The 26,832-nt window shown below is 63.8% G+C and carries 38 protein-coding genes; 37 read left to right on the plus strand and 1 reads right to left on the minus strand.

What is annotated here, in order from left to right:
* The first annotated feature begins 755 nt into the window (after positions 1–755).
* From rpsL to CO669_RS05630, 34 genes are all read left to right on the plus strand, one after another.
* Positions 756–1,127, plus strand: a complete 372-nt coding sequence (gene rpsL / locus CO669_RS05465) for a 30S ribosomal protein S12 (RefSeq protein WP_007603006.1) — start codon at positions 756–758, stop codon at positions 1,125–1,127.
* Between the two features lie 15 nt (positions 1,128–1,142).
* Positions 1,143–1,613 carry a 30S ribosomal protein S7 gene (gene rpsG, locus CO669_RS05470; RefSeq protein ID WP_008136420.1) on the plus strand — a complete coding sequence of 157 codons (471 nt, stop codon included), beginning with the start codon at positions 1,143–1,145 and terminating at the stop codon, positions 1,611–1,613.
* Between the two features lie 30 nt (positions 1,614–1,643).
* Positions 1,644–3,716: an elongation factor G gene (fusA, locus tag CO669_RS05475; RefSeq protein ID WP_097658738.1), complete on the plus strand. Its 2,073-nt coding sequence runs from the start codon at positions 1,644–1,646 to the stop codon at positions 3,714–3,716.
* A 40-nt stretch (positions 3,717–3,756) separates the two neighbouring features.
* The gene (tuf, locus tag CO669_RS05480; protein WP_008136415.1) at positions 3,757–4,947 is read left to right on the plus strand and encodes an elongation factor Tu; all 1,191 of its coding nucleotides are present in this window, start codon (positions 3,757–3,759) and stop codon (positions 4,945–4,947) included.
* Positions 4,948–5,028: 81 nt separating this feature from the next.
* Positions 5,029–5,337, plus strand: coding sequence for a 30S ribosomal protein S10 (rpsJ, locus tag CO669_RS05485; RefSeq protein ID WP_002712302.1), 309 nt, complete (start codon positions 5,029–5,031; stop codon positions 5,335–5,337).
* A gap of 51 nt (positions 5,338–5,388) precedes the next feature.
* A complete protein-coding gene (gene rplC / locus CO669_RS05490) occupies positions 5,389–6,099 on the plus strand; it encodes a 50S ribosomal protein L3 (protein ID WP_097658739.1) in 711 nt (236 codons plus the stop codon).
* Between the two features lies 1 nt (position 6,100).
* A complete protein-coding gene (gene rplD / locus CO669_RS05495) occupies positions 6,101–6,721 on the plus strand; it encodes a 50S ribosomal protein L4 (protein WP_074116741.1) in 621 nt (206 codons plus the stop codon).
* Positions 6,718–7,020, plus strand: a complete 303-nt coding sequence (locus CO669_RS05500; protein ID WP_097658740.1) for a 50S ribosomal protein L23 — start codon at positions 6,718–6,720, stop codon at positions 7,018–7,020. Before rplD ends, CO669_RS05500 begins: the two co-directional genes overlap by 4 nt.
* 12 nt (positions 7,021–7,032) lie before the next feature.
* Positions 7,033–7,866, plus strand: a complete 834-nt coding sequence (rplB, locus tag CO669_RS05505) for a 50S ribosomal protein L2 (protein WP_097658741.1) — start codon at positions 7,033–7,035, stop codon at positions 7,864–7,866.
* A gap of 12 nt (positions 7,867–7,878) precedes the next feature.
* Positions 7,879–8,157: a 30S ribosomal protein S19 gene (rpsS, locus tag CO669_RS05510; RefSeq protein ID WP_008136357.1), complete on the plus strand. Its 279-nt coding sequence runs from the start codon at positions 7,879–7,881 to the stop codon at positions 8,155–8,157.
* Positions 8,158–8,167: 10 nt separating this feature from the next.
* Positions 8,168–8,554: a 50S ribosomal protein L22 gene (gene rplV, locus CO669_RS05515; RefSeq protein WP_008136353.1), complete on the plus strand. Its 387-nt coding sequence runs from the start codon at positions 8,168–8,170 to the stop codon at positions 8,552–8,554.
* Positions 8,555–8,571: 17 nt separating this feature from the next.
* Entirely contained in the window at positions 8,572–9,297 is a 726-nt protein-coding gene (gene rpsC, locus CO669_RS05520) for a 30S ribosomal protein S3 (protein ID WP_092294149.1), read from the plus strand.
* Between the two features lie 30 nt (positions 9,298–9,327).
* Complete coding sequence (gene rplP / locus CO669_RS05525) at positions 9,328–9,741, plus strand: 50S ribosomal protein L16 (RefSeq protein ID WP_008136349.1); 414 nt, start codon at positions 9,328–9,330, stop codon at positions 9,739–9,741.
* A 5-nt stretch (positions 9,742–9,746) separates the two neighbouring features.
* Positions 9,747–9,953: a 50S ribosomal protein L29 gene (rpmC, locus tag CO669_RS05530; RefSeq protein WP_011088144.1), complete on the plus strand. Its 207-nt coding sequence runs from the start codon at positions 9,747–9,749 to the stop codon at positions 9,951–9,953.
* A gap of 13 nt (positions 9,954–9,966) precedes the next feature.
* Complete coding sequence (gene rpsQ, locus CO669_RS05535) at positions 9,967–10,215, plus strand: 30S ribosomal protein S17 (protein WP_097658742.1); 249 nt, start codon at positions 9,967–9,969, stop codon at positions 10,213–10,215.
* 84 nt (positions 10,216–10,299) lie between these two features.
* Entirely contained in the window at positions 10,300–10,668 is a 369-nt protein-coding gene (gene rplN / locus CO669_RS05540; RefSeq protein ID WP_007603030.1) for a 50S ribosomal protein L14, read from the plus strand.
* The gene (rplX, locus tag CO669_RS05545; protein WP_097658743.1) at positions 10,668–10,982 is read left to right on the plus strand and encodes a 50S ribosomal protein L24; all 315 of its coding nucleotides are present in this window, start codon (positions 10,668–10,670) and stop codon (positions 10,980–10,982) included. Before rplN ends, rplX begins: the two co-directional genes overlap by 1 nt.
* The gene (gene rplE / locus CO669_RS05550) at positions 10,975–11,532 is read left to right on the plus strand and encodes a 50S ribosomal protein L5 (RefSeq protein WP_018647250.1); all 558 of its coding nucleotides are present in this window, start codon (positions 10,975–10,977) and stop codon (positions 11,530–11,532) included. Before rplX ends, rplE begins: the two co-directional genes overlap by 8 nt.
* A gap of 46 nt (positions 11,533–11,578) precedes the next feature.
* On the plus strand, positions 11,579–11,884 hold the full coding sequence (gene rpsN / locus CO669_RS05555) for a 30S ribosomal protein S14 (protein ID WP_018322268.1): 306 nt from the start codon (positions 11,579–11,581) through the stop codon (positions 11,882–11,884).
* A 14-nt stretch (positions 11,885–11,898) separates the two neighbouring features.
* Positions 11,899–12,297: a 30S ribosomal protein S8 gene (gene rpsH, locus CO669_RS05560; RefSeq protein WP_018322269.1), complete on the plus strand. Its 399-nt coding sequence runs from the start codon at positions 11,899–11,901 to the stop codon at positions 12,295–12,297.
* Between the two features lie 16 nt (positions 12,298–12,313).
* The gene (gene rplF, locus CO669_RS05565) at positions 12,314–12,847 is read left to right on the plus strand and encodes a 50S ribosomal protein L6 (protein WP_097658744.1); all 534 of its coding nucleotides are present in this window, start codon (positions 12,314–12,316) and stop codon (positions 12,845–12,847) included.
* 11 nt (positions 12,848–12,858) lie between these two features.
* A complete protein-coding gene (gene rplR / locus CO669_RS05570) occupies positions 12,859–13,221 on the plus strand; it encodes a 50S ribosomal protein L18 (protein ID WP_007603036.1) in 363 nt (120 codons plus the stop codon).
* Positions 13,222–13,265: 44 nt separating this feature from the next.
* Entirely contained in the window at positions 13,266–13,859 is a 594-nt protein-coding gene (gene rpsE, locus CO669_RS05575; protein ID WP_025036985.1) for a 30S ribosomal protein S5, read from the plus strand.
* A 24-nt stretch (positions 13,860–13,883) separates the two neighbouring features.
* On the plus strand, positions 13,884–14,078 hold the full coding sequence (rpmD, locus tag CO669_RS05580; RefSeq protein ID WP_097658745.1) for a 50S ribosomal protein L30: 195 nt from the start codon (positions 13,884–13,886) through the stop codon (positions 14,076–14,078).
* A gap of 75 nt (positions 14,079–14,153) precedes the next feature.
* Positions 14,154–14,639 (plus strand): 50S ribosomal protein L15, encoded by a 486-nt coding sequence (gene rplO, locus CO669_RS05585; protein ID WP_097658746.1) that lies wholly within the window; start codon positions 14,154–14,156, stop codon positions 14,637–14,639.
* Positions 14,640–14,789: 150 nt separating this feature from the next.
* On the plus strand, positions 14,790–16,121 hold the full coding sequence (secY, locus tag CO669_RS05590; RefSeq protein WP_071912844.1) for a preprotein translocase subunit SecY: 1,332 nt from the start codon (positions 14,790–14,792) through the stop codon (positions 16,119–16,121).
* A gap of 276 nt (positions 16,122–16,397) precedes the next feature.
* Positions 16,398–17,300 carry an adenylate kinase gene (locus CO669_RS05595; protein ID WP_097658747.1) on the plus strand — a complete coding sequence of 301 codons (903 nt, stop codon included), beginning with the start codon at positions 16,398–16,400 and terminating at the stop codon, positions 17,298–17,300.
* A 185-nt stretch (positions 17,301–17,485) separates the two neighbouring features.
* Positions 17,486–17,854, plus strand: a complete 369-nt coding sequence (gene rpsM / locus CO669_RS05600) for a 30S ribosomal protein S13 (protein ID WP_008549231.1) — start codon at positions 17,486–17,488, stop codon at positions 17,852–17,854.
* Positions 17,855–17,976: 122 nt separating this feature from the next.
* Entirely contained in the window at positions 17,977–18,366 is a 390-nt protein-coding gene (rpsK, locus tag CO669_RS05605; protein ID WP_007603045.1) for a 30S ribosomal protein S11, read from the plus strand.
* A gap of 112 nt (positions 18,367–18,478) precedes the next feature.
* The gene (locus CO669_RS05610) at positions 18,479–19,510 is read left to right on the plus strand and encodes a DNA-directed RNA polymerase subunit alpha (RefSeq protein ID WP_097658748.1); all 1,032 of its coding nucleotides are present in this window, start codon (positions 18,479–18,481) and stop codon (positions 19,508–19,510) included.
* A 166-nt stretch (positions 19,511–19,676) separates the two neighbouring features.
* Complete coding sequence (gene rplQ, locus CO669_RS05615; RefSeq protein ID WP_014494513.1) at positions 19,677–20,093, plus strand: 50S ribosomal protein L17; 417 nt, start codon at positions 19,677–19,679, stop codon at positions 20,091–20,093.
* A gap of 118 nt (positions 20,094–20,211) precedes the next feature.
* Positions 20,212–21,051, plus strand: a complete 840-nt coding sequence (locus tag CO669_RS05620) for a cytochrome c (RefSeq protein ID WP_097658974.1) — start codon at positions 20,212–20,214, stop codon at positions 21,049–21,051.
* Positions 21,052–21,130: 79 nt separating this feature from the next.
* Positions 21,131–21,919 (plus strand): SDR family NAD(P)-dependent oxidoreductase, encoded by a 789-nt coding sequence (locus tag CO669_RS05625; RefSeq protein ID WP_097658749.1) that lies wholly within the window; start codon positions 21,131–21,133, stop codon positions 21,917–21,919.
* 8 nt (positions 21,920–21,927) lie between these two features.
* On the plus strand, positions 21,928–22,224 hold the full coding sequence (locus tag CO669_RS05630) for a DUF1330 domain-containing protein (protein ID WP_097658750.1): 297 nt from the start codon (positions 21,928–21,930) through the stop codon (positions 22,222–22,224).
* A 113-nt stretch (positions 22,225–22,337) separates the two neighbouring features.
* Here CO669_RS05630 and CO669_RS05635 read toward each other — a convergent pair whose 3' ends face one another.
* The gene (locus CO669_RS05635; protein WP_097658751.1) at positions 22,338–23,351 is read right to left on the minus strand and encodes a zinc-binding alcohol dehydrogenase family protein; all 1,014 of its coding nucleotides are present in this window, start codon (positions 23,349–23,351) and stop codon (positions 22,338–22,340) included.
* A gap of 121 nt (positions 23,352–23,472) precedes the next feature.
* Between CO669_RS05635 and CO669_RS05640 the strand changes: the two genes are divergently transcribed.
* The 3 genes from CO669_RS05640 to CO669_RS05650 all read left to right on the plus strand — a co-directional run bounded on the left by CO669_RS05640 (position 23,473) and on the right by CO669_RS05650 (position 26,792).
* Positions 23,473–23,856 carry a winged helix-turn-helix transcriptional regulator gene (locus tag CO669_RS05640; RefSeq protein WP_097658752.1) on the plus strand — a complete coding sequence of 128 codons (384 nt, stop codon included), beginning with the start codon at positions 23,473–23,475 and terminating at the stop codon, positions 23,854–23,856.
* A 195-nt stretch (positions 23,857–24,051) separates the two neighbouring features.
* Positions 24,052–25,458 (plus strand): DegQ family serine endoprotease, encoded by a 1,407-nt coding sequence (locus CO669_RS05645; RefSeq protein WP_198963851.1) that lies wholly within the window; start codon positions 24,052–24,054, stop codon positions 25,456–25,458.
* Positions 25,455–26,792, plus strand: coding sequence for a replication-associated recombination protein A (locus tag CO669_RS05650; protein ID WP_097658753.1), 1,338 nt, complete (start codon positions 25,455–25,457; stop codon positions 26,790–26,792). Before CO669_RS05645 ends, CO669_RS05650 begins: the two co-directional genes overlap by 4 nt.
* Positions 26,793–26,832 lie beyond the last annotated feature (40 nt).

Raw genomic sequence — 26,832 nt, forward strand, 5'->3', positions numbered from 1 at the left:
CGATCGAATCTGACGGCCTGCCGTCCGTCGTGGTGAGATCGCCGTCGCCAATTTCGGTCGAAGTGAAGAGATTAATGCGCCTTAAGGAATTGAGAGCGCAAAAAGGGCCCTCGGAGCATTATAAAATTACTTTTCACCCGGGTTTAAATTGACGGCGCGCTGGCGAAATGCCGGTTGCGCTGCCATATCCAGGTTACGCGGGGAGGGTGGCAAACGGCGATTTTAACAGGCTCCTGAAGCGCTTCGTGACTGTCGTTTCGCCTTGACTTGAGCGACTCCCACTTATAGAAAGCGCCTCACTTAACGACAGGCGGTGAGCATCGCCAGCGTCGGAACGGGCCACCCGTCAGACCTCCGAAGACTAGAGCCGCAAGGACTAGATCCACGAGGGTCGCTCAAGACGGGCACCAACCTCGACGAATGCCGCTCAAACGCTGTCGATCATAGCTAGGCAATGCCAGTGCGATTCTAGTTCTCTTGAGATCGTTCTCTTGAGATCGAATTCGGATGCATGACCTCAGTGCGCGGGCCGCGGCTTTCCGCCGACCGGCCTTGATACTGCGGTCCTCTGTGGCGTCGAAGCGCTTTCCGCCCGTTGATGGGGCGGTTGGCGCAATTTCGCTTTGCGCGGATTGTTTCGCGGAAGGCGACCTCGTCGGGCGGGTGGCTCGAAAGAATTTGCAGTCCCGGCAACGGGCTGCGGCAAGACAGCGGATCCGGACAGGGTTCGCGACAGAACAAAGGGTAAGGCCAGGATGCCGACGATCAACCAGCTGATCGCTCAACCGCGTGAAGTGCAGAAGTCGCGCAAGAAGGTGCCGGCGCTGCAGCAGTCGCCGCAGAAGCGTGGTGTTTGCACCCGCGTCTACACCACGACCCCGAAGAAGCCGAACTCGGCGCTTCGTAAGGTCGCCAAGGTGCGCCTGACCAACGGCTTCGAGGTGATCGGCTACATCCCCGGTGAAGGCCATAACCTCCAGGAGCACTCGGTGGTCATGATCCGCGGCGGTCGCGTCAAGGACTTGCCCGGCGTGCGCTACCACATCCTCCGCGGCGTTCTGGATACCCAGGGCGTCAAGAACCGTAAGCAGCGTCGTTCGAAGTACGGCGCGAAGCGTCCGAAGTAAGCGGGAACCAGCTCCATGTCTCGTCGCCACTCAGCGGAAAAGCGCGAAGTCCTTCCCGATCCGAAGTTCGGGAACATCATCGTCACGAAGTTCATGAACTCGGTGATGTACGCCGGCAAGAAGTCGGTCGCGGAAGGCATCGTCTACGGTGCGTTCGGCATCATCGAATCCAAGACCAAGCAGAACCCGCTCGGCGTGTTCGAGCAGGCGCTTGAGAACGTCATGCCGACGATCGAGGTTCGCTCCCGTCGCGTCGGCGGCGCCACCTACCAGGTTCCGGTCGAGGTTCGTTCGACCCGCCGTCAGGCGCTGGGCATCCGCTGGCTGATCTCGGCCGCGCGCGAGCGCAACGAGAAGACCATGACCGAGCGGCTCTCGGCCGAACTGCTGGACGCCTCGAACAACCGTGGCAACGCCGTCAAGAAGCGTGAAGACGTGCACCGCATGGCGGAAGCCAACCGTGCCTTCTCGCACTATCGCTGGTAACGGCGAAACACGGAATCTAAGGAACATCCAATGCCCCGCGTTCATGCCATAGAGAATTACCGCAACTTCGGTATCATGGCGCATATTGATGCCGGCAAGACCACGACGACCGAGCGCATCCTCTATTACACCGGCAAGAGCCACAAGATCGGCGAAGTGCACGAAGGTGCCGCGACGATGGACTGGATGGAGCAGGAGCAGGAGCGTGGCATCACGATCACCTCGGCTGCGACCACCGCCTTCTGGGCCGGCAAGCGCCTGAACATCATCGACACCCCCGGCCACGTCGATTTCACCATCGAGGTCGAGCGTTCGCTGCGCGTGCTCGACGGCGCCGTCTGCGTGCTCGACTCCAACCAGGGCGTCGAACCCCAGACCGAGACCGTCTGGCGCCAGGGCGACAAGTACAAGGTTCCGCGCATCGTCTTCGCCAACAAGATGGACAAGACCGGCGCCGACTTCTTCAAGTGTCTGTCCGACATCGTCGACCGCCTCGGCGCCAAGCCGATCGCGATCCAGCTGCCGATCGGTGCCGAGAACAACTTCAAGGGTCTCGTCGACCTCGTGAAGATGCAGGGCATCATCTGGAACGATGAATCGCTCGGCGCGAAGTTCGACTATGTCGACATCCCGGAAGATCTGGTCGAGCAGGCCAAGGAATATCGCGAGAAGATGGTGGAAGCCGCCGTCGAGCTCGACGACGACGCCATGGCCGCCTATCTCGACGGCAAGGAGCCGGACGAAGAGACCCTGAAGCGCCTGATCCGCAAGGCGGTGCTGACCGGTGCGTTCTATCCCGTGCTGTGCGGTTCGGCCTTCAAGAACAAGGGCGTGCAGCCGCTGCTCGACGCCGTCGTCGACTATCTGCCGTCGCCGGTCGACGTGCCCGCGATCAAGGGCACCGACGACCGTGGCGAAGAGGTCGTGCGCAAGGCGGACGACAAGGAGCCGCTGGCGCTGCTCGCGTTCAAGATCATGGACGACCCGTTCGTCGGCACCATCACCTTCTGCCGCATCTACTCCGGCGTCCTGCAGAGCGGCACCGGCGTCGTGAATTCGACGCGCGAGAAGAAGGAGCGCATCGGGCGCATGCTGTTGATGCATGCGAACAACCGCGAGGACATCAAGGAAGCCTATGCCGGCGACATCGTCGCGCTGGCCGGCCTGAAGGAAGCGCGCACCGGTGACACGCTGTGCGATCCCGACAAGCAGGTGATCCTGGAGAAGATGGAATTCCCCGAGCCGGTCATCGAGATCGCGATCGAGCCGAAGTCCAAGGCCGACCAGGAAAAGCTGGGCGTGGCGCTGGCCAAGCTCGCCGCGGAGGATCCGTCCTTCCGCGTGTCGACCGACCAGGAGTCCGGCCAGACCATCCTCAAGGGCATGGGCGAGCTCCATCTCGACATCAAGGTCGACATCCTCAAGCGTACCTACAAGGTCGACGCCAACATCGGCGCGCCGCAGGTTGCGTTCCGTGAGCGTGTCACCAAGAAGGCCGAGGTCAAGTACACCCACAAGAAGCAGACCGGTGGTACCGGTCAGTTCGCGGAAGTGTCGATCGTGGTCGAGCCGAACGAGCCCGGCAAGGGCTACGAGTTCGAGTCCAAGATCGTCGGCGGTGCGGTTCCGAAGGAATACATCCCCGGCGTCGAAAAGGGCCTCAACAGCGTGATGAGCTCTGGCGTGGTCGCGGGCTTCCCCGTGGTCGACGTCAAGGTTCAGCTCGTCGACGGCAAGTACCACGACGTCGACTCGTCGGCACTGGCCTTCGAAATCGCATCGCGCGCGGCTTTCCGCGAAGCGCTGCAGAAGGGCAAGTCCGTCCTGCTCGAGCCGATCATGAAGGTCGAAGTGGTGACCCCGGAAGACTACACCGGCTCGGTCATCGGCGACCTGAATTCCCGGCGCGGTCAGATCCAGGGTCAAGACATGCGCGGCAACGCCAACGTCATCAACGCGATGGTGCCGCTCATGAACATGTTTGGTTACGTGAATAACCTGCGCTCGATGAGCCAGGGGCGCGCAACCTTCACCATGCAGTTCGACCACTACGCAGAAGCGCCGGCCAACGTGTCGGCAGAAGTCCAGAAGAAGTTTGCCTGATTGTCGTCGGTCACGAACTGACGATTGAACGGAGAGTCAAATGGCCAAAGCAAAGTTTGAACGTAACAAGCCGCACTGCAACATCGGCACCATCGGTCACGTCGACCATGGCAAGACGTCGCTGACGGCGGCGATCACCAAGGTTCTCGCCGAAGCCGGCGGTGCGACGTTCACCGCGTACGACCAGATCGACAAGGCGCCGGAAGAGAAGGCGCGCGGCATCACGATCTCGACCGCGCACGTCGAGTACGAGACGCCGAACCGCCACTACGCCCACGTCGACTGCCCCGGCCACGCCGACTACGTCAAGAACATGATCACCGGCGCCGCCCAGATGGACGGTGCGATCCTGGTCGTTTCGGCCGCTGACGGCCCGATGCCGCAGACCCGCGAGCACATCCTGCTCGCCCGCCAGGTCGGCGTGCCCGCGCTGGTCGTGTTCCTCAACAAGTGCGACATGGTCGACGATCCGGAGCTGCTCGAGCTCGTCGAGCTCGAAGTCCGCGAACTGCTCTCGAAGTACGACTTCCCCGGCGACAAGATCCCGATCATCAAGGGTTCGGCGCTCGCCGCTCTCGAAGATTCCGACAAGAAGCTCGGCCACGACGCCATCCTCGAGCTGATGAAGAACGTCGACGAGTACATCCCGCAGCCGGAGCGTCCGATCGACCAGCCGTTCCTGATGCCGGTCGAAGACGTGTTCTCGATCTCGGGCCGCGGCACCGTCGTGACCGGCCGTGTCGAGCGCGGCATCGTCAAGGTCGGCGAGGAAATCGAGATCGTCGGTCTCCGTGCCACCCAGAAGACGACCGTCACCGGCGTCGAAATGTTCCGCAAGCTGCTCGACCAGGGTCAGGCGGGCGACAACATCGGTGCGCTGCTCCGCGGCACCAAGCGCGAAGACGTCGAGCGCGGCCAGGTGCTGTGCAAGCCGGGTTCGGTCAAGCCGCACACCAAGTTCAAGGCTGAGGCTTACATCCTCACCAAGGAAGAGGGCGGTCGCCACACCCCGTTCTTCACCAACTACCGTCCGCAGTTCTACTTCCGCACCACCGACGTGACCGGTGTCGTGCATCTGCCGGAAGGCACCGAGATGGTGATGCCGGGCGACAACATCGCGATGGAAGTGCACCTGATCGTGCCGATCGCGATGGAAGAGAAGCTCCGCTTCGCGATCCGCGAAGGTGGCCGCACCGTCGGCGCCGGCGTCGTCGCCTCGATCATCGAGTAATTGCGAGAATAGGGACGGCGGGTAGCGAATGGTGACATTCGCTATTCGCTATTCGCCACCCACGGAAGAGAGACCACGGCAATGAACGGCCAAAACATTCGTATCCGTCTCAAGGCGTTCGACCATCGTATCCTCGATACGTCGACCCGCGAGATCGTGAACACGGCGAAGCGCACCGGCGCGCAGGTTCGCGGACCCATTCCGCTGCCCACCCGCATCGAGAAGTTCACCGTCAACCGTTCGCCCCACGTCGACAAGAAGAGCCGCGAGCAGTTCGAGATGCGCACTCACAAGCGCCTGCTCGATATCGTCGATCCGACCCCGCAGACCGTCGATGCTTTGATGAAGCTCGACCTGGCCGCCGGTGTCGACGTCGAGATCAAGCTCTAAGATTTTGGATCCCGTTCGCGTAAGCGGACAAAGAGAACAGGAAGCAAGCCGATGCGCTCCGGAGTGATCGCACAAAAGGTCGGGATGACGCGGGTCTTTACGGAGGCCGGCGAACATATCCCCGTGACCGTGCTGAAGCTCGGCAATTGCCAGGTCGTAGGCCACCGCACCGAAGAGAAGAACGGTTACGTCGCGCTCCAGCTCGGTTCTGGCGCCCGCAAGACCGTTTACATGCCCAAGGCGGAGCGCGGCCAGTTCGCAGTCGCCAAGGTCGAGCCGAAGCGCCGGGTCGAGGAGTTCCGCGTCACTGCGGACGCCATGATCCCGGTTGGCGCCGAGATCCTCGCGGATCACTTCGTCGTCGGCCAGTTCGTCGACGTCACCGGCACCTCGGTCGGTAAGGGCTTTGCCGGCGGTATGAAGCGCTGGAACTTCGGCGGTCTGCGCGCCACCCACGGCGTGTCGGTCTCGCACCGTTCGATCGGTTCGACCGGCGGCCGTCAGGACCCCGGCAAGACCTGGAAGAACAAGAAGATGCCCGGTCACATGGGCGTCGATCGCATCACCACGCTCAACCTCCGCGTCGTTCAGCTCGACGTCGAGCGTGGCCTGATCCTCGTCGAAGGCGCCGTTCCCGGCTCCAAGGGCGGCTGGATCCGCGTGCGTGACGCCGTCAAGAAGCCGCTGCCGAAGGAAGCTCCGAAGCCCGGCAAGTTCAAGGTTGCTGGCGACGAAGCCGCTCCGGCCGCGCAGGAGGCGTGAGATGGAATTGAAGGTCACCACCCTCGAAGGTAAGGAAGCCGGCTCCGTCCAGCTGTCCGACACCATTTTCGGTCTCGAGCCGCGCCAGGACATCATTGCACGCTGCGTGCAGTGGCAGCTCAACAAGCGTCAGGCTGGTACCCACAAGGCCAAGGGTCGCGCCGAGATCTGGCGCACCGGCAAGAAGATGTACAAGCAGAAGGGCACCGGCGGTGCTCGTCACGGCTCGGCCCGCGTGCCGCAGTTCCGCGGCGGCGGTCGTGCCTTCGGTCCGGTGGTGCGTTCGCACGCCACCGACCTGCCGAAGAAGGTCCGCGCGCTCGCTCTGAAGCATGCGCTCTCGGCCAAGGCCAAGGACGGCGATCTCGTCGTGATCGACAAGGCCGCGCTGGAAGCCGCGAAGACCAAGGCGCTGCTCGGTCACTTCTCGGGCCTGGGCCTGACCAACGCGCTGATCATCGACGGTGCCGAGCTCAACAACGGCTTCGCCGCTGCGGCTCGCAACATCCCGAACATGGACGTGCTGCCGATCCAGGGCATCAACGTCTATGACATCCTGCGCCGTCAGAAACTCGTTCTGACCAAGGCCGCCATCGATGCGCTGGAGGCGCGCTTCAAATGAGCAAGAACATCGAGCCTCGCCACTACGACGTGATCCTGTCGCCGGTCGTGACCGAAAAGGCCACGATCGCCTCGGAGCACAACAAGGTCCTGTTCAAGGTGGCCGCCAAGGCGACCAAGCCGCAGATCAAGGAAGCGATCGAGAAGCTGTTCGACGTCAAGGTCAAGAGCGTCAATACGCTCGTCCGCAAGGGCAAGACCAAGATCTTCCGCGGCAATCTCGGTTCGCAGTCGAACAGCAAGCGCGCGATCGTGACCCTCGAAGAGGGTCACCGGATCGACGTCACCACCGGTCTGTAGGGTCGCACGACGATGGCACTGAAGAAATTCAATCCCACGACGCCGGGCCAGCGCCAGCTGGTCATGGTCGATCGTTCGGCCCTGTACAAGGGCAAGCCGGTCAAGGCGCTCACCGAAGGTAAGCACTCCTCGGGCGGTCGCAACAACACCGGTCGCATCACCGTGCGCTTCCGCGGCGGCGGTCACAAGCAGACCCTGCGCATTGTCGACTTCAAGCGTGACAAGGTCGATGCGCCCGCGACGGTCGAGCGGCTGGAATATGATCCGAACCGCACCGCGTTCATCGCGCTGGTCAAGTACGAGGACGGCACCCAGGCTTATATCCTGGCGCCGCAGCGCCTGGCCGTTGGTGATTCCGTGGTTGCCGGCAACTATGTCGACGTGAGGCCGGGCAACGTCATGCCGCTCGGCAACATGCCGGTCGGCACGATCATCCACAACATCGAGGTCAAGATCGGGAAGGGCGGTCAGCTCGCCCGTTCGGCTGGCACCTACGCCCAGCTCGTCGGCCGGGACCAGGACTACGTCATCATCCGCCTGAACTCGGGCGAGCAGCGTCTCGTGCACGGCCGTTGCCGCGGCACGATCGGCGCGGTGTCGAACCCGGATCACATGAACACCTCGATCGGCAAGGCCGGCCGCAACCGTTGGCTGGGCCGCAAGCCCCATAACCGCGGTGTTTCGATGAACCCGATCGACCATCCGCACGGCGGTGGTGAAGGTCGTACCTCGGGCGGTCGCCACCCGGTCACTCCGTGGGGCAAGCCGACCAAGGGCAAGAAGACCCGCACCAACAAGTCGACCAACAAATTCATTCTCCTAAGCCGCCACAAGCGGAAGAAGTAAGGAACGCCGGACATGGTTCGTTCAGTCTGGAAAGGCCCGTTCGTCGAGGGTTCTCTGCTCAAGAAGGCAGATGCCGCGCGCGCGTCCGGCCGTCACGACGTCATCAAGATCTGGAGCCGTCGCTCGACGATCCTGCCGCAGTTCGTCGGCCTGACCTTCGGCGTGTACAACGGTCAGAAGCACGTGCCGGTGGCGGTCAACGAGGAAATGGTCGGTCACAAGTTCGGCGAGTTCTCGCCGACCCGGACCTTCCATGGCCACTCCGGCGACAAGAAAGCCAAGAAGGCTTGAGGATTAAACGATGAGCAAACCTAAGCGCGAACGGAGCCTCGCCGAGAACGAGGCCAAGGCGGTCGCCCGGATGCTGCGGGTGAGCCCGCAGAAGCTCAACCTGGTCGCCCAGCTCATTCGCGGCCGGAAGGCTGCTGCTGCGCTCGCCGATCTGCAGTTTTCGCGCAAGCGGATCGCGGTCGACGTGAAGAAGTGCCTGGAATCGGCTATCGCCAACGCCGAGAACAACCACGACCTCGACGTCGACGATCTCGTCGTGGCGCAGGCCTTCGTCGGCAACGGCCTCGTGATGAAGCGCTTCGCCGCTCGCGGCCGCGGCCGCTCGGGCCGTGTCTACAAACCATTTTCGCAGCTGACGATCATTGTTCGTCAGGTCGAAGCTGAAGCCGCCGCTTAAGGGCGCAGGAGAACACGATGGGTCAAAAGATCAATCCGATCGGTCTGCGTCTCGGCATCAACCGCACCTGGGATTCCCGCTGGTTCGCCGGCAAGCAGGAATACGGCAAGCTGCTGCACGAAGACGTCAAGATCCGTGAGATCCTGCACAAGGAGCTCAAGCAGGCCGCCGTCGCCCGCATCGTGATCGAGCGTCCGCACAAGAAGTGCCGCGTCACCATCCACTCGGCTCGTCCGGGCGTGGTGATCGGCAAGAAGGGCGCCGACATCGACAAGCTTCGCAAGAAGGTCGCGGACATCACCTCGTCCGACGTCGTCATCAACATCGTCGAGATCCGCAAGCCGGAACTCGATGCGACGCTGGTGGCCGAGTCGATCGCGCAGCAGCTCGAGCGCCGCGTGGCGTTCCGCCGCGCCATGAAGCGCGCCGTGCAGTCGGCGATGCGTCTCGGCGCGGAAGGTATCCGCATCAACTGCTCGGGTCGTCTGGGCGGTGCGGAAATCGCGCGCATGGAGTGGTACCGCGAAGGTCGCGTGCCGCTGCACACGCTGCGCGCCGACATCGACTACGGCGTTGCGACCGCGTTCACGACCTTCGGCACCTGCGGCGTCAAGGTTTGGATCTTCAAGGGCGAGATCCTCGAGCACGATCCGATGGCCCAGGACAAGAGAATGGCCGAAGGCGAGACGGGTGGCAGCAGTGATCGTGGTGGCCGTCAGCGCCGCGATACGGCCGCAGCCTAAAGCCGCACAGGAATTTGAGGGCTTAAAGCCATGATGCAACCTAAGAAAACGAAGTTCCGGAAGGCGCATAAGGGCCGCATCCACGGCGTTGCTTCTTCGGGCGCGACGTTGGCGTTCGGCCAGTTCGGCCTGAAGGCGACCGAGCCTGAGCGCGTCACCGCGCGCCAGATCGAAGCCGCTCGCCGCGCGCTGACCCGCCACATGAAGCGCGCCGGCCGCGTCTGGATCCGCGTGTTCCCCGACGTTCCGGTGTCGAAGAAGCCGGCCGAAGTCCGCATGGGCTCCGGCAAGGGTTCGCCGGAATTGTGGGTCGCCCGCGTCAAGCCGGGCCGGGTGCTGTTCGAGATCGACGGCGTCAACACCCAGACGGCGCGTGAGGCGCTGACCCTGGCGGCCGCCAAGCTGCCGATCAAGACGCGCTTCGTCGAGCGCATTGCGGAGTAATGGCCATGGCCCAGATGAAGATCGAAGACATCCGCGCGATGAGCCCCGACCAGCAGGATGACGCCATCCTGAACCTGAAGAAGGAGCGCTTCAACCTGCGCTTCCAGCGCGCCACCGGGCAGCTCGAGAACACCTCGCGCTTGCGCGAGGCCCGCCGTGACATCGCCCGGATCAAGACCGTCGCCGCGCAGACGCGCGCCAAGAAGAAGTAAGAGGCTTACGAAGATGCCGAAACGTACTTTGCAGGGCGTGGTCGTCAGCGACAAGCAGGCCAAGACCATCGTGGTGCGCGTCGATCGCCGCTTCACGCACCCGATCTACAAGAAGACGATCCGCCGTTCGAAGAACTACCACGCGCACGACGAGAGCAACCAGTTCAAGCCGGGCGACATGGTGTGGATCGAGGAATCGAAGCCGATTTCGAAGTTGAAGCGCTGGGTCGTGATCCGGGGCGAACACAAGAAAAGCGCCTGATCTGTTGGCTTTAGCCAGCTGACTTCAGGGAAATGTTGAGCGCCGGCTGGGCTGGCGCAAAGAGAAAGAGGACGAGGTGCATCAATGATTCAGATGCAGACCAACCTCGACGTGGCCGACAATTCTGGCGCACGCCGTGTCATGTGTATCAAGGTGCTCGGGGGCTCCAAGCGCCGCTACGCCACGATCGGCGACATCATCGTCGTCTCGATCAAGGAAGCAATTCCGCGTGGCAAGGTGAAGAAGGGCGACGTGATGAAGGCCGTCGTGGTGCGCGTCCGCAAGGACATCCGCCGCGCCGACGGTTCGGTCATCCGGTTCGACCGCAACGCCGCCGTTCTGATCAACAATCAGTCCGAGCCGGTCGGCACCCGTATCTTCGGGCCCGTGCCGCGCGAGCTGCGCGCCAAGAACCACATGAAGATCATCTCGCTCGCGCCGGAGGTGCTGTGATGGCTGCGAAGATCCGCAAGGGCGACAAGGTCGTCGTGCTGACCGGTCGCGACAAGGGCCGCACCGGCGAAGTGTTCGAAGTGCGTCCCGACGCCGGCACGGCGCTCGTGCGCGGCATCAACATGGTCAAGCGTCACCAGAAGCAGACGCAGGCCCAGGAGGGCGGCATCGTCTCGAAGGAGTCGCCGATCCAACTGTCCAACATCGCGTATGTCGGCAAGGACGGAAAGCCGACCCGCATCGGATTCAAGATTCTGGCGGACGGCAAGAAGGTCCGCATCGCCAAGAGCTCGGGAGCTGAGATCGATGGCTGAGGCCGCTTACACCCCGCGCCTGCGCGCGGAATATGACGCGAAGATCCGCACGGCTCTGACCGAGAAGTTCGGTTATGAGAACGTGATGCAGGTTCCGCGCCTGGACAAGGTCGTGCTGAACATGGGCGTTGGCGACAGCGTCAATGACCGCAAGAAGGCCGAGACCGCCGCTGCCGAGCTGACCCAGATCGCCGGCCAGAAGGCGATCGTGACCTATTCGCGCATCGCGATCGCGACCTTCAAGCTGCGTGAGAACCAGCCGATCGGCTGCAAGGTCACGCTGCGCAAGGCCCGCATGTACGAGTTCATCGATCGCCTGGTGACGGTCGCGCTGCCGCGCGTCCGCGACTTCCGCGGCCTGAACCCGAAGAGCTTTGACGGCCGCGGCAACTACTCGCTCGGCATCAAGGAACACATCATTTTCCCCGAGATCGACTTCGACAAGGTCACGGAAGCCCGCGGTATGGACATCACCGTCTGCACCACGGCCAAGACCGACGAAGAGGCGAGGGCCTTGTTGACCGCTTTCAATTTCCCGTTCCGGCAGTGAGACGCTGACCTCAAGCCTCTCAAACGCGGATACCCAGGAGCCAAGCATGGCAAAGAAGAGTTCAGTCGAGAAGAACAACCGGCGCAAGCGGATGGTGAAGAACGCCGCCGCCAAGCGCGAGCGGTTGAAGGCGATCATCGCCGACAAGAAGCTGCCGATGGAAGAGCGTTTCGCCGCGACGCTGAAGCTGGCCGAGATGCCGCGCAACTCGTCCGCGACCCGCATCCGCCTGCGTTGCGAGCTGTCGGGTCGTCCGCGCTCGAACTACCGCAAGAACAAGCTGTCCCGTATCGCGCTGCGCGAACTTGGCTCCAAGGGCATGGTCCCGGGCCTCGTGAAGTCGAGCTGGTAAGGAGGGTCGTTTAGATGTCTACGCACGATCCAATCAGCGATCTGATCACCCGTATCCGCAACGCGCAGATGCGCTCCAAGACCAAGGTCTCCACGCCTGGCTCGAAGATGCGCGAGAACGTGCTCGAGGTCCTCAAGAGCGAGGGCTACATCCGCGGCTACGCCACGCTCGAGCATTCCTCGGGCCGCAGCGAGATCGAGATCGAGCTGAAGTATTTCGACGGCGAGCCCGTCATCCGCGAGATCGAACGTGTTTCCAAGCCCGGGCGTCGTGTCTACGCCTCGGTGAAGAACCTGCCGCGGGTCAACAACGGGCTCGGCATTTCGGTGTTGTCGACGCCGAAGGGGATCATGGCCGACCACAGCGCGCGCGACGCGAATGTGGGCGGTGAAGTCCTCTTCACGGTGTTCTGAGAAGGATTTTTCATCCATGTCACGTGTTGGCAAAAGGCCTGTGGCGGTTCCGTCGGGTGTGACCGCGACCGTCGATGGGCAGACCGTCAAGATGAAGGGGCCGAAGGGCCAGCTTCAGTTCGTCGTCCATGACGACGTCGAGGTGAAGCTCGAGAGCGGCCAGATCAAGGTCAAGCCGAAGACCGAGACCAATCGCGCGCGGGCGCTGTACGGCACCGCTCGCGCCCAGGTCGCGAATCTGGTCGAAGGCGTCACCAAGGGCTTCGAGAAGAAGCTCGAAATCACCGGCGTTGGTTACCGCGCCGCGATGCAGGGCAAGAACCTGCAGCTCGCGCTCGGCTACAGCCACGACGTGATCTACACGATCCCTGAGGGGATCACGATCACCGTGCCGAAGCCGACCGAGATCACGGTGGCGGGCAGCGACATCCAGCGCGTCGGCCAGGTCGCGGCCGAGATCCGCAGCTATCGCCCGCCAGAGCCCTACAAGGGCAAAGGCGTGAAGTATGTTGGCGAATTCATCTTCCGCAAGGAAGGCAAGAAGAAGTAACGGAGCCGGTCATGTCCAAAGCCAAGGTTACGAATGCCCGGCGCAAGCGGAGTGTGCGGCTGAAGCTGCGCCGCTCCGGTGGTGGCCGTCCGCGTCTGTCTGTGTTCCGCTCGTCCAAGCACATCTACGCCCAGGTCATCGACGACCTGAAGGGCGAGACGCTGGCCTCTGCCTCTTCGCTCGAGAAGTCGATGCGCGACGGCGGCAAGACCGGCGCCGACATCGATGCGGCGAAGGCGGTCGGCAAGCTGCTGGCCGAGCGCGCCGCCGAGAAGGGTGTCAAGGAAGTCGTGTTCGATCGCGGCAGCTACCTCTACCACGGGCGCGTCAAGGCTCTCGCCGACGCCGCGCGTGAGAGCGGGCTGAGCTTCTAACAGAATTTGAGGATTGAGGCGCAAGCCTCTGAAGGATTGGAAAAATGGCAGAACGCGAACAACGTGGTGGACGCGATCAACGCGGCGGCGGACGTGAACGCAGGGAGCGCGAGGAGCGCGACAGCGAGTTCGTCGACAAGCTCGTCCACATCAATCGCGTGGCCAAGGTCGTCAAGGGCGGCAAGCGCTTCGGTTTCGCTGCGCTGGTCGTGATCGGCGACCAGAAGGGCCGCGCCGGTTTCGGTCACGGCAAGGCGCGCGAAGTGCCCGAGGCGATCCGCAAGGCCACCGAGTCCGCCAAGCGCAACCTGACCCGCGTCTCGCTGCGCGAGGGCCGCACGCTCCATCACGACATCGCCGGCCGTCATGGCGCGGGCCGCGTCTATCTGCGTGCAGCTCCCGCCGGTACCGGCATCATCGCCGGCGGCCCGATGCGCGCCGTGTTCGAGACGCTGGGCGTCCAGGACGTGGTCGCCAAGTCGATCGGCTCGTCGAACCCCTACAACATGGTTCGCGCAACCTTCGACGCGCTGAAGCATCAGGATTCGCCGCGTTCGGTCGCAGCCCGCCGCAACATCAAGGTGTCCACTCTGCAGTCGCGCCGTATCGGCGGTGATGCCGAGGCGGCTGCCGATTAACGGAAGCTTTCGGAGTAGACTCCCATGGCCAAGGCCGCAAAGACGATCAAGCTCGAGCAGATCGGCAGCGCAATCCGCCGCCATCACTCGCAGCGCTCGACGCTGATCGGGCTCAAGCTCAACAAGATCGGTCGCGTCAGCGAACTGCAGGATACCCCCGCGGTTCGTGGCATGATCCTGAAGGTTCACCATCTCGTCCGCATCGTCGACGAGAAGTAAGAAGCGGCGTGCGATCCCGAACGCGGGCTACCCGTTTTCGGTGAAGATCGTGCGCAAGATACAAGGAGAAGGGCGATGAAGCTCAGCGATATCGCCGACAACGCCGGCTCGCGCAAGAAGCGTATGCGCGTCGGCCGCGGCATCGGTTCGGGCAAGGGCAAGCAGTCCGGCCGCGGCGGCAAGGGCCAGACCGCGCGTTCGGGCGTGCGCATCAAGGGCTTCGAAGGCGGTCAGATGCCGATGCATCGCCGTCTGCCCAAGCGCGGCTTCAACAACATCTTCCGCGTCGAGTTCGCCGAGATCAATCTCGACCGGCTCCAGGAAGCTGTCGATGCCAAGAAGATCGACGCCGGCAGCGTCGTGAACGTCGAGGCCCTGGTGAAGGCCGGCGTGCTGCGCCGCGCCAAGGCGGGCGTGCGGCTGCTCGGCCGCGGCGAGCTCAAGTCCAAGCTCAACATCGAAGTGCACGGCGCCACCAAGACCGCGATCGCCGCGGTCGAGAAGGCCGGCGGTTCGGTGAAGATCCTCGCCCCTGCCAAGGAAGAAGGCGAGGCGGCGTAACAACTGCGTCATCGGCCCGCAGCTCGCGGGCCTTTACGCATGCGGGACGTGGACTTATCGAAGCCGAGCCCCAGATAATGTCCGGCGTCCGCTATATAGTAGCCCGGCCGCGGGCATGACGGCGCAATAGGCGGCGGGAGAAAGTCCAAGATGGCCTCTGCAGCGGAACAACTGGCAGCCAATCTCAATTTCGGTGCGTTTGCCAAGGCTGACGAACTGAAGAAGCGCATCTGGTTCACCCTGGGTGCGCTGCTCGTTTATCGGCTCGGGACCTACATCCCGCTGCCCGGCATCGATCCCAACATCTGGGAGCAGGTGTTCCGCTCGCAGGCGGGCGGCATCCTCGGCATGTTCAACATGTTCGCCGGCGGCGGCATCCACCGCATGGCGATCTTTGCGCTGAACATCATGCCGTACATCTCGGCGTCGATCATCATCCAGCTCCTCACCACCGTCTCGCCGCAGCTCGAGGCGCTGAAGAAGGAAGGCGAGTCCGGCCGCAAGCTGCTGAACCAGTACACGCGCTATCTCACCGTGATTCTGGCAGCGTTCCAGTCCTACGGCATTGCCGTGGGCCTCGAGGGCGCCGGCAACGTCGTCAGCGATCCCGGCATGTTCTTCCGCCTGTCGACCGCGATCACGCTGACCGGCGGCACCATGTTCCTGATGTGGCTGGGCGAGCAGATCACCTCGCGCGGCATCGGCAATGGCATCTCCCTGATCATCCTCGCCGGCATCGTCGCCGAGCTGCCTGCCGCGCTCGCCAACATGCTCGAGCTCGGCCGCCAGGGCGCGATGTCGACCGGACTGATCCTGGTCGTGATCATCATGGCGGTGGCCGTGATCGCCTTCATCGTGTTCATGGAGCGCGCCCAGCGCCGCCTCCTGATCCAGTATCCGAAGCGCCAGGTCGGCAACAAGATGTTCGAAGGCCAGTCCTCGCATCTGCCGCTCAAGCTCAACACCTCCGGCGTGATCCCGCCGATCTTCGCGTCCTCGCTGCTGTTGCTGCCGACCACGGTGGCGAACTTCAACGCGGGCAGTGGGCCGGAGTGGTTCCAGTGGATCACCACCCAGCTCGGCCACGGCCGTCCGCTGTTCCTGATCATGTATCTGGCGCTGATCGTGTTCTTCGCCTTCTTCTACACCGCGATCGTGTTCAACCCGACCGAGACCGCGGACAATCTGAAGAAGCACGGCGGCTTCATTCCGGGCATCCGTCCGGGCGAGCGCACCGCGGAATACATCGACTACGTGCTGTCGCGCATCACCGTGCTCGGTGCGGTTTACCTCGCGATCGTCTGCTTGATCCCGGAGATCCTGATCTCGTACGCCTCGGTGCCGTTCTACTTCGGCGGTACCTCTCTGCTGATCGTCGTCAGCGTCACCATGGATACCGTGGCGCAGGTGCAGGGCTATCTGCTGGCGCACCAGTATGAAGGCCTGATCCGCAAATCGAAGCTGCGCGGCCGCCGTCGCTAGCGCTGCGGCGTCATGAGGCGGCGCGTTTCGCGCCGCCGATTCGCCGCGCGAACAACGCGCGGCGCCGCGCGAAGGCGATCGATCAACTGCTCGATCGCACCGGCAGGGCTGATTTCACTGCAGCGCAATCACTGATTTCAAAGCCTTCTTGGCGTCCACCCATCTGCTCCCCTATGATATGGGTAGCGGTGCAACGCCGATTATGGTTTGCACTGTTCTTGGACTTCAAACACAGGTGCGCGACGTATCGCTCACCAATCCGGGGGGCGTACGCCGATGAGAATTATACTTCTGGGACCGCCGGGGTCGGGCAAGGGGACGCAGGCGCAGCTCTTGGTGCAGCGCCATGGCATCGTCCAGCTCTCGACCGGCGAGATGCTGCGCGCCGCGGTTGCGGCCGGCACGCCGGTCGGGCTGAAGGCCAAGGAGATCATGGCCAGCGGCGCCCTCGTGCCCGACGAGGTCGTGGTCGGAATTATTTCCGATCGGATCGACCAGCCGGACGCCCAGAACGGTTTCATCCTCGACGGCTTCCCGCGCACCGTGCCGCAGGCCGAAGCGCTGGACGAGCTGCTCAAGAACAAGCGCCTCAAGCTCGACGCCGTGATCGAGCTCCGCGTCAACGAGAGCGCGCTTCTGAGTCGGGTCGAGACCCGCGTTGCCCAGATGCGCGAGCGCGGGGAGGAGGTCCGACTCGATGACACCCCGGAGGTCCTGACCAAGCGGTTAGCCAACTACCGCAGCCAGACGGAACCGCTGATTCACTACTATTCCGAGCGGCGGAAGCTTTCGACCATCGACGGTATGATGGCCATCGACGAGGTCACCCGCGCCATCGACCGCCAGCTCCAGGCGCTGGGGGCGGCCGAGGCGAAAACCCAGACCAAGGGGACGACCAAGAGCGCGGCCAAGAAAGCCCCCGCCAAGAAAGCCAAGGCGGCGAAGAAATCGGCCAAAAAGCCGGCGAAAGCCGCCAAAAAGGCCGCTAAATCGGCTAAAACCGCCAAACAGGCGGCCAAGAAGGCCGTGAAGGCGCCCAAGAAGGCGGCCAAGAAAACCGTCAAGAAAGCCGTCAAGAACGCGGCGAAGAAGGCAGCCAAGAAGACCGCCGGGAAGGCGGTCAAAAAGGGGGCCAGGAAAGCTGCAAAAAAGGTCACGAAAAAGCGAGCCAAGCGCTAGCAGCGGTTGACGAAAGCCCCCGGAATCCCCTAATAAGCCCCGCATCCAAGTCGGATAGTTTCAGACGATGCCGGGCCCCAGGAAGACCGGGGGTGGGCGTCGTGTTCGCGTTTGTGAACACCTGCCCGAGAACACAAGCACTTAAAGCCCGGTCCTGACGAGGATCGGCGACAGGAGAGAAGGCCGTGGCCCGTATTGCCGGCGTGAACATTCCCACCAACAAGCGCGTGCTGATCGCGCTCCAGTACATCCATGGCATCGGTCAGAAGATCGCTGGTGAGATCCTGGAGAAGGTGAAGATCCCCGTGGATCGTCGCGTCAATCAGCTCAGCGATGCCGAAGTGCTGCAGATCCGCGAAGTGATCGACCGCGACTATCTCGTCGAGGGCGACCTGCGCCGCGAGGTCGGCATCAACATCAAGCGTCTGATGGACCTCGGCTGCTATCGCGGCCTGCGTCATCGTCGCGGTCTGCCGGTGCGCGGCCAGCGTACCCACACCAATGCGCGCACGCGCAAGGGTCCGGCGAAGGCCATCGCCGGTAAGAAGAAGTAAGTTTTCGCATCTCATCGCGGCGTGTGGCGAAAGGGGATGACCCGTTCGCCACGCGCTTTTCGTTCCACAGGTGTAGCCGCTGGCATTACGGCGGCGTTTGAGATCTTCAGGAAAGGGACTCAATGGGCAAGGAAGCCACCCGCGTTCGCCGTCGCGAGCGCAAGAACATCGCCTCCGGCGTTGCGCACGTGAACTCGTCGTTCAACAACACGACCATCACCATCACCGACGCGCAGGGCAACACGATTGCCTGGTCCTCCGCCGGCACGATGGGCTTCAAGGGCTCGCGCAAGTCGACCCCGTACGCGGCGCAGGTCGCCGCCGAGGACGTGTCGAAGAAGGCGCAGGAGCACGGCATGCGCACGCTGGAAGTCGAAGTCGCCGGCCCCGGTTCGGGCCGTGAGTCGGCGCTCCGTGCGCTCCAGGCCGCAGGCTTCACCGTCACCTCGATCCGCGACGTGACCACGATCCCGCACAACGGTTGCCGTCCCCGCAAGCGTCGGCGCGTTTGATACCGAGTTGCGGGTGCATCGACGCCCGCAATGACTTTTGCAAGAAGCCGCCGGTGCGACCTGCGGCCTTTCTCCAACGCCAGTGTCTGCAATGGCAGTTCGACTGGCCTGTATGGGTGAAACAGTGACGATCCAGAAAAATTGGCAAGAACTGATTCGGCCGAACAAGCTCCAGGTGCAGCCCGGCAGCGATTCCTCGCGTTTCGCGACCATCGTCGCCGAGCCGCTCGAGCGTGGTTTCGGCCAGACCCTCGGCAACGCGCTTCGCCGCATCCTGCTCTCCTCGCTCCAGGGCGCGGCGGTGCAGTCGGTGCACATCGACGGCGTGCTGCACGAGTTCTCCTCGATCGCGGGCGTCCGTGAGGACGTCACCGACATCGTGCTCAACATCAAGGACATCGCGATCAAGATGCAGGGCGAAGGCCCCAAGCGCATGGTCGTGAAGAAGTCGGGCCCGGGCACTGTCACCGCCGGTGACATCCAGACCGTCGGCGACGTCGTCGTGCTGAACCCGGACCTGCAGATCTGCACGCTCGACGAGGGCGCCGAGATCCGCATGGAGTTCACGGTCTCGACCGGCAAGGGCTACGTGCCCGCCGAGCGCAACCGTCCCGAGGACGCGCCGATCGGCCTGATCCCGGTCGACAGCCTGTACTCGCCGGTCCGCAAGGTCTCCTACAAGGTCGAGAACACCCGCGAGGGCCAGATCCTCGACTACGACAAGCTGACCATGACGATCGAGACCAACGGCGCGATCTCGCCGGATGACTCGGTGGCTTATGCCGCCCGCATCCTCCAGGATCAGCTCAACGTGTTCGTCAACTTCGAAGAGCCGCGCAAGGAAGTCGCCCAGGAGATCATCCCGGACCTCGCCTTCAACCCGGCCTTCCTCAAGAAGGTGGACGAGCTCGAGCTGTCGGTGCGTTCGGCCAACTGCTTGAAGAACGACAACATCGTCTACATCGGCGACCTCGTGCAGAAGAGCGAAGCGGAAATGCTCCGCACCCCGAACTTCGGCCGCAAGTCGCTGAACGAGATCAAGGAAGTGCTGGCCCAGATGGGTCTGCATCTCGGCATGGAAGTGCCGGGCTGGCCGCCGGAGAACATCGACGAGCTCGCCAAGCGCTTCGAGGATCACTACTGAGAAATCGTCGTTCCGGGGCGGCTCGCGAGAGCCGAACCCGGAACCTCGAGATTCCGGATCGTCGCTTCGCGCCGTCCGGAATGACTGACAGGGCGAACGCAGGCAGCCCACCTGAGCAACATGTCCGACGAACCGTCGCGGCAGTTCTAAAACAAGGAATAGTTACATGCGTCACGGCAAGGTTCATCGGAAGCTCAACCGCACGGCCGAGCATCGCCGCGCGATGTTCGCGAACATGTGCGCCGCGCTGATCAAGCACGAGCAGATCGTCACCACGCTGCCGAAGGCCAAGGAGCTTCGTCCGATCGTCGAGAAGCTCGTCACCCTCGGCAAGAAGGGCGGCCTCTCCATGCGTCGCCAGGCCATCTCCGAGATGCGCGACAAGGACCAGGTCAAGAAGCTGTTTGACGTGCTGGCGCCCCGCTACAAGGATCGCCAGGGCGGCTACACCCGCATCATCAAGGCCGGCTTCCGCTACGGCGACAACGCCGCGATGGCCGTGATCGAGTTCGTCGATCGCGACGTCGATGCCAAGGGCCAGGATTCCGGTCCGGTGCAGGAAAAGGAAGCCGAGGCGGCGTGAGCCGACCGGCCTGAGGTTTTCGAAAGCGGCGCCCCTGGGCGCCGCTTTTTTGTATGGCGCGGCGGTATCTCATGCAGCGCATCGTCTGATGAACGCGATTCCGGTCGGAGGCCTTTCGATGAGGATTGTGTGGGGGATCGTGCTGGCGCTCGCGACGTCGCCGGCCTCCGGGGAGACGCTGGTCGAGCGCGGCGCCTATCTCGTCGGCAACGTGATGGTCTGCCATAATTGCCACACGCCGCGCGGGCCGCAGGGCCCCGATCTCTCGCGCGCGCTCTCGGGCGGCAGCCAGATCTTCGAAGAATCCCGCTTCAAGGTCTCCGGCTCCAACATCACGCCGGACAAGGACACTGGAATCGGCCGCTGGAGCGATGCCGAGCTGAAGCGGTTTCTGGTCAGCGGCATGAGGCCCGATGGCACCAGGGTGGCGCCGATCATGCCGACGTCGTTCTACGATGTGCTCACGGCACGCGATCTCGACGCGCTCACGGCTTACCTGCGCTCGGTGCCGGCGGTACGCCACGAGGTGCCGGCGCCTGAGTACAGGATGGCGTCGAAGCCGGAGACGCCGACCTACGCCGGCAAGCAGGCCAGCGAGGCCGAGCTGAGCGACACGCTGGCGCGCGGCCGATACCTGCTGACCATTGCCCATTGCCTGGAGTGCCACACGCCGGAGGGGGCATCCGCCGTGCATGATTTCGCCGGCGCGAGCGGCAAGGGCGGCCGCACCTTCAAGGGACCGTGGGGCGAATCCGTCTCCGCCAACATCACCTCCGATCCCGCCGCCGGCCTTGGCCGGTGGAGCGACGACGAAATCAAACGTGCGATTACGCAGGGCGTTGCGCGCGACGGGCACAAGCTGAAGCCGCCGATGGCCTATGCTGCCTATGCCGGCATGACGGCGCAGGATCTCGATGCCATCGTCGCCTTCCTCAGAACGCTGCCGCCGCGGAGCTAGCTCCTCACGCGTCGGTGAGGGACGATTGAAGCTGCTACGCAGCGCACGATATCTCCGTCAGCCTCAATGGAGATGATTCATGAAGATCGACCTTTCCGGAAAGACTGCCCTCGTCACCGGCTCGACCGCCGGCATCGGCCAAGCCATCGCCAAGGGCCTGGCAGCCTCCGGGGCCAGCGTCGTGATCAACGGCCGCGGCCAGGACAAGGTCGATGCGGCCGTGGGCAAGCTGGAAGCGGCGGGCACCAAGGTCCGCGGCATCGCCGCCGACGTCTCGACGGCTGCGGGCTGCAAGGCGCTGGTCGCGGCGCTGCCCGAGGTCGACATCCTCATCAACAACGCCGGCATCTTCGAGCCCAAGGATTTCTTCGAGATTCCGGACGAGGATTGGAGCCGCTTCTTCGAGGTCAACGTGATGAGCGGCGTTCGGCTGGCGCGGGCCTACATGAAGGGCATGCTCAAGCGCAATTGGGGCCGCATCGTCTTCATCTCATCGGAGTCCGGGCTCAACATTCCCGTCGAGATGATCCACTACGGCATGAGCAAGACGGCCCAGCTCTCGGTCGCGCGCGGTCTCGCCCAGCTCACCCGCGGCACCGGCGTCACCGTCAATTCCGTGCTGCCGGGTCCGACCATGTCGGAGGGAGTCGAGACCTTTGTGAAGGATCTGGCGAAGCAGAACGGCCAGTCGGTCGACGAAGCCGCCGCAAATTTCGTCAAGCAGCATCGTCCGAGCTCCCTGCTGCAACGCTTCGCCAGCGTGGACGAGATCGCCAACATAGTGGTCTATGTCGCCTCGAAGCAGGCGTCCGCCACCAACGGCGCGGCGCTGCGCGCGGAAGGCGGCATCGTCAATACCATCGCCTGAGGCCGTGCATGGCAGCCTATGTGATCTCCGAAGTCGAGATGCGCGATCCCGATGGCTTCGAGGCCTACCGCGCACTCGCCGCCACGACGATCGCGCAGTACGGCGGGCGTTATCTCGTCCGCGGCGGCAAAGCCGAGCTTGCCGAAGGCAATTTGCCGCCGAAGGCCATCGTCATCGTCGAATTCGCATCGATGGCGCGGCTGAAGGAGTGGTACGCCTCGCCGGAATATGCCGAGGCGCTCAAGCTGCGGCAGACGGCGCTCGAGCGGCGGCTGCTGTTCGTCGAGGGGGCGACGGAATCGTAGCTGCCCCAGGATGAGCAAAGCGAAGCGTGCCCACCCTTGTCGCGAATTGGAGAAAGATGGTGGGCACGGCGCAAGCGCGCCTTTGCCCACCCTACGCACCGACGTTGTCGCCGCTACCACCCCTCCAGCACGATCTTGCCGCGCGACTTGCCGCTCTCGAGCAGCGCATGCGCGCGCTTGAGGTTGGCGGCGTTGATGGTGCCAAACGTCTGGTCGAGCGTGGTGCGCAGCACGCCCTTGTCGATGAGGTCGGCGACGTCATTGAGCAGGTGATGCTGCGCGATCATGTCCGGTGTCTGGAACGAGGAGCGCGTGAACATCGATTCCCAGTGCACCGAGATGGCCTTGCCCTTGAATGCGGCAATCGTGAACTCCGGGGGATCGTCGATCAGGCCGAACCGGCCCTGCGGCGCCATGAAATCCGCGATGCTCTTGTAGTGTTGGTCGGTGAAGGTGAGGCTCGCCACCAGCGCGATCGGCGGCAGCTTGAGCTTCTCGATCTGCTCCTTCATCGGCTTGCCGTGGTCGATCACCGCGTGCGCGCCGAGATCGAGGCACCATTTTTGCGACTCCGGCCGCGTCGCGGTCGCGAGCACGGTGAGGCCGGTGAGGCGGCGCGCGAGCTGGATCAGGATCGAGCCGACGCCGCCGGCGCCGCCCGTGATCAGCAGCGTGCGCGGATCGACACTCTTGCCCGGCACCGCGCCGAGCCGGTCGAACAGCAATTCCCAGGCGGTGATGGAGGTGAGGGGAAGGGCGGCGGCCTGCGCAAACGAGAGAGACTTCGGCTTGTTGCCGACGATGCGCTCGTCGACCAGATGGAATTCGGCGTTGGTGCCCTGGCGCAGGATCGAGCCCGCGTAAAACACCTCGTCACCCGGCTTGAACAGCGTGACCTCGGGCCCGACGGCATCGACCACGCCGGCCGCGTCATAACCCAGAATCTTGGTCTCGCCCTCGGGCGGCGCGGCACGCTTGCGCACCTTGTAATCGACCGGATTGGCGGAGATCGCTTTCACGGCGACGCGGATGTCGCGCCCTTTGGGCTCGGGCTTTGCGGTCTCGAAATCGAACAGTGAATTCGCGTCCTCGATCGGAAGCGATTTCTTGTAGCCGACGGCCTTCATGGCTTGTCTCCATCAGATGGCGTGCTCGCCTGCCGCCCTAACTGTCGCTGTGGCTCCAATTTGGCAAGTACTGTAAATTCGGGGATATAGTCCCTGTTTGGATACTATTGGGAAAACGTGCATGAAACGGCGCAATTTTGCCCGCCGTCCCGGCTGCTCGGTCGAGGCGACATTGGACCTCATCGACGGCAAGTGGAAGGGCGTGATCCTCTATCACCTGCAGAGCGGCACCCAGCGCTTCGGCGAATTGCGCCGCCGAATGCCCGGCATCACCCAGCGCATGTTGACGAAGCAGCTTCGCGCGCTGGAGGAGGACAAGCTCGTCATCCGCAAGGTCTACGCGGAAGTGCCGCCACGCGTGGAGTATTGCCTCTCCGAACTCGGCGAGAGCCTCAAGCCGGTGATCGACATCCTGAAGGCCTGGGGCGAGAGCCACCAGCAGCTTCTGTCCTGCGCGCCAGCGCCCGAAGTGGAGCCGATCAAGAAACGCAAGCGCGCGGCTTGAAGTCCGGCGCAGCCGTCGGGGCAGGGCCGGCCGCGCCAGCCTGACACAGTCAGCATTCGCGCAAGGCCAACGGCCGTTCCGCACGCTTGTCCTGCAGGCTTCCGGCGTCAGACGAGGGCCGAATATTGCCGCCTTGCGCCCTTCTATTGAGGAGCGAACGCGCCTATATTCCGTCGTCTTTTCCAAGAGGTAGGAATGTTTCGATCGATCCGGACCGCCGTCGTCACGGCCTTGTGCATAGCCTTTGTCGCCCAGTTCAATCCGGCTGCGGCGCAGGACCGTCGGGTCCCGTCCTCGCCGGCCGAATTGCGGCTCTCCTATGCGCCGATCGTGCAGCGGGTGCAGCCGGCGGTGGTCAACGTCTACGCCGCGAAGGTCGTGCAGAACCGCAACCCGCTGCTGGACGACCCGATCTTCCGCCGCTTCTTCGGCGTGCCCGGCCAGCAGCCGGAGCAGATGCAACGCTCGCTCGGCTCGGGCGTCATCGTCGACGCCTCCGGTCTCGTCGTCACCAACGTCCACGTCATCGAGGGCGCGGACCAGGTGAAGGTGTCGCTGTCGGACAAGCGCGAGTTCGAGGCCGAGATCCTGCTGAAGGACACGCGCACGGACCTTGCCGTGCTGCGGATGAAGGACACCAAGGAGAAGTTCCCGACCCTCGACTTCACCAATTCCGACGAGCTCCTGGTCGGCGACGTCGTGCTGGCGATCGGCAATCCGTTCGGCGTCGGCCAGACCGTCACGCACGGCATCATCTCGGCGCTGGCGCGCACACAGGTCGGCATCACCGACTACCAGTTCTTCATCCAGACCGATGCTGCGATCAATCCCGGCAATTCCGGCGGCGCGCTGGTCGACATGAGCGGCAAGCTCGCCGGCATCAACACCGCGATCTATTCGCGCTCCGGCGGCTCGCAGGGCATTGGCTTCGCGATCCCCGCCAACATGGTGCGCGTCGTCGTCGCCTCCGCCAAGGGCGGCGGCAAGGCGGTGAAGCGTCCCTGGCTCGGGGCAAAATTGCAGGCGGTGACGCCGGAGATCGCCGAGAGCCTCGGCCTGCGCTCGCCGACCGGTGCGCTGGTCGCGAGCGTCGTGTCGAATGGTCCTGCGGCGAAGGCCGGCTTGAAGTCTTCCGATCTCATCACCGGCATCGACGGCCAGGCCGTGGATGATCCCAACGCCTTTGAATATCGCTTCGCCACCCGTCCGCTCGGTGGCACCGCGCAGATCGACGTGCAACGCAGCGGCAAGCCGCTGAAGCTGACGATCGCGTTGGAGGCCGCGCCCGATACAGGACGCAACGAGCTTGTCGTCACGGCGCGCTCGCCGTTCCAGGGCGCGAAGGTCTCGACCATCACGCCGGCGGTTGCCGATGAGCTGCACCTCGACGCCGACACCGAAGGCGTCGTGATCACCGATCTTGGCGGCGACAGCGCGGCCGCAAATGTCGGCTTCCAGAAGGGCGACGTCATCCTGCTCGTCAACAACCAGAGGATCAGCAAGACCGGAGACCTCGAGAGGGCCGCCGGCGAGCGGCCGAGGCTCTGGCGCATCACGCTGGTGCGTAACGGCCAGCAGATCAACGTCACGCTGGGCGGATGAGTCCGAAGCGACCACAGCAGACGCCAACTCTCTTCGCGGCGGCGGGGCTCGACCACGAGGCGCCGCATCCGCTGCCGGATCGGTTGCGCCCGCGCGTGCTGTCGGAGGTCGTCGGCCAGGATCACATCCTCGGTCCCGACGGTGCCCTGACGCGCATGCTGGAGACACGCACGCTGGGCTCGCTGGTGTTCTGGGGTCCGCCCGGCACCGGCAAGACCACGGTGGCGCGGCTCCTGGCGGATGCGACCGACCTGCACTTCGAGCAGATCTCCGCGGTGTTCTCCGGCGTCGCCGATTTGAAGAAGGCATTCGACGCCGCGCGCGCCCGCCGCGAGATGGGCAAGGGCACGCTGCTGTTCGTCGACGAGGTGCACAGGTTCAACCGCGCCCAGCAGGATTCCTTTCTGCCCGTGATGGAAGACGGCACCGTTGTCATGGTCGGCGCCACCACGGAGAACCCGTCCTTCGAGCTCAACGCGGCGTTGTTGTCTCGCGCGCGCGTGCTGGTGTTTCGCTCGCTGGACGCCGCCGCGATCGAAAAGCTGTTCGCACATGCCGAGGAGATCGAGGGCAGGAAGCTGCCGCTCGATGCCGAGGCGAGGGCCGTTCTGGTGCGCATGGCCGATGGCGATGGCCGCGCCTCGCTGACGCTCGCCGAGGAAGTCTGGCGCTCGGCGCGGGCGGACGAGATTTTCAATGCCGCGCAGCTGCAGGAGATCCTGCAGCGGCGCGCGCCGATCTACGACAAGTCGGCCGACGGCCATTACAACCTGATCTCCGCACTGCATAAATCGGTGCGCGGCTCCGATCCCGATGCGGCGCTATATTATCTCTGCCGCATGCTGGATGCCGGCGAGGACCCGCTGTTCCTGGCGCGCCGCGTCGTGCGCATGGCGGTCGAGGATATCGGCCTTGCGGACCCGCAAGGACTCGTGATCGCCAATGCGGCCAAGGACGCCTTCGACTTCCTCGGCCATCCCGAGGGCGAGCTCGCGATCGCGCAGGCCGTCGTCTATCTCGCCACCGCGCCGAAATCGAACGCGGTCTACACGGCCTTCAAGGCCGCGATGCAGACCGCAAAACACGGAGGCTCGTTGCTGCCGCCAAAGCACATCCTCAACTCGCCGACGCAACTGATGAAGTCGGAAGGCTACGGCGCCGCCTACGAATACGACCACGACGCCCCCGACGCCTTCTCCGGCCAGGACTATTTTCCCGAAGCCCTGGGCCGCCAGACCTTCTACGACCCGCCCGAGCGCGGCTTCGAGCGGGAGATCCGCAAGCGGCTGGATTACTGGGCCAAGCTGCGCAAAGAGCGGGGCGGCTCGCGCTAGAAATGGCCGTTTCACCGTGACGGCCGCCGGCTTTTAGGGT

The sequence above is a fragment of the Bradyrhizobium sp. Y36 genome (genome assembly GCF_002531575.1).
In the GTDB taxonomy this organism is placed as follows: Bacteria; Pseudomonadota; Alphaproteobacteria; order Rhizobiales; family Xanthobacteraceae; genus Bradyrhizobium.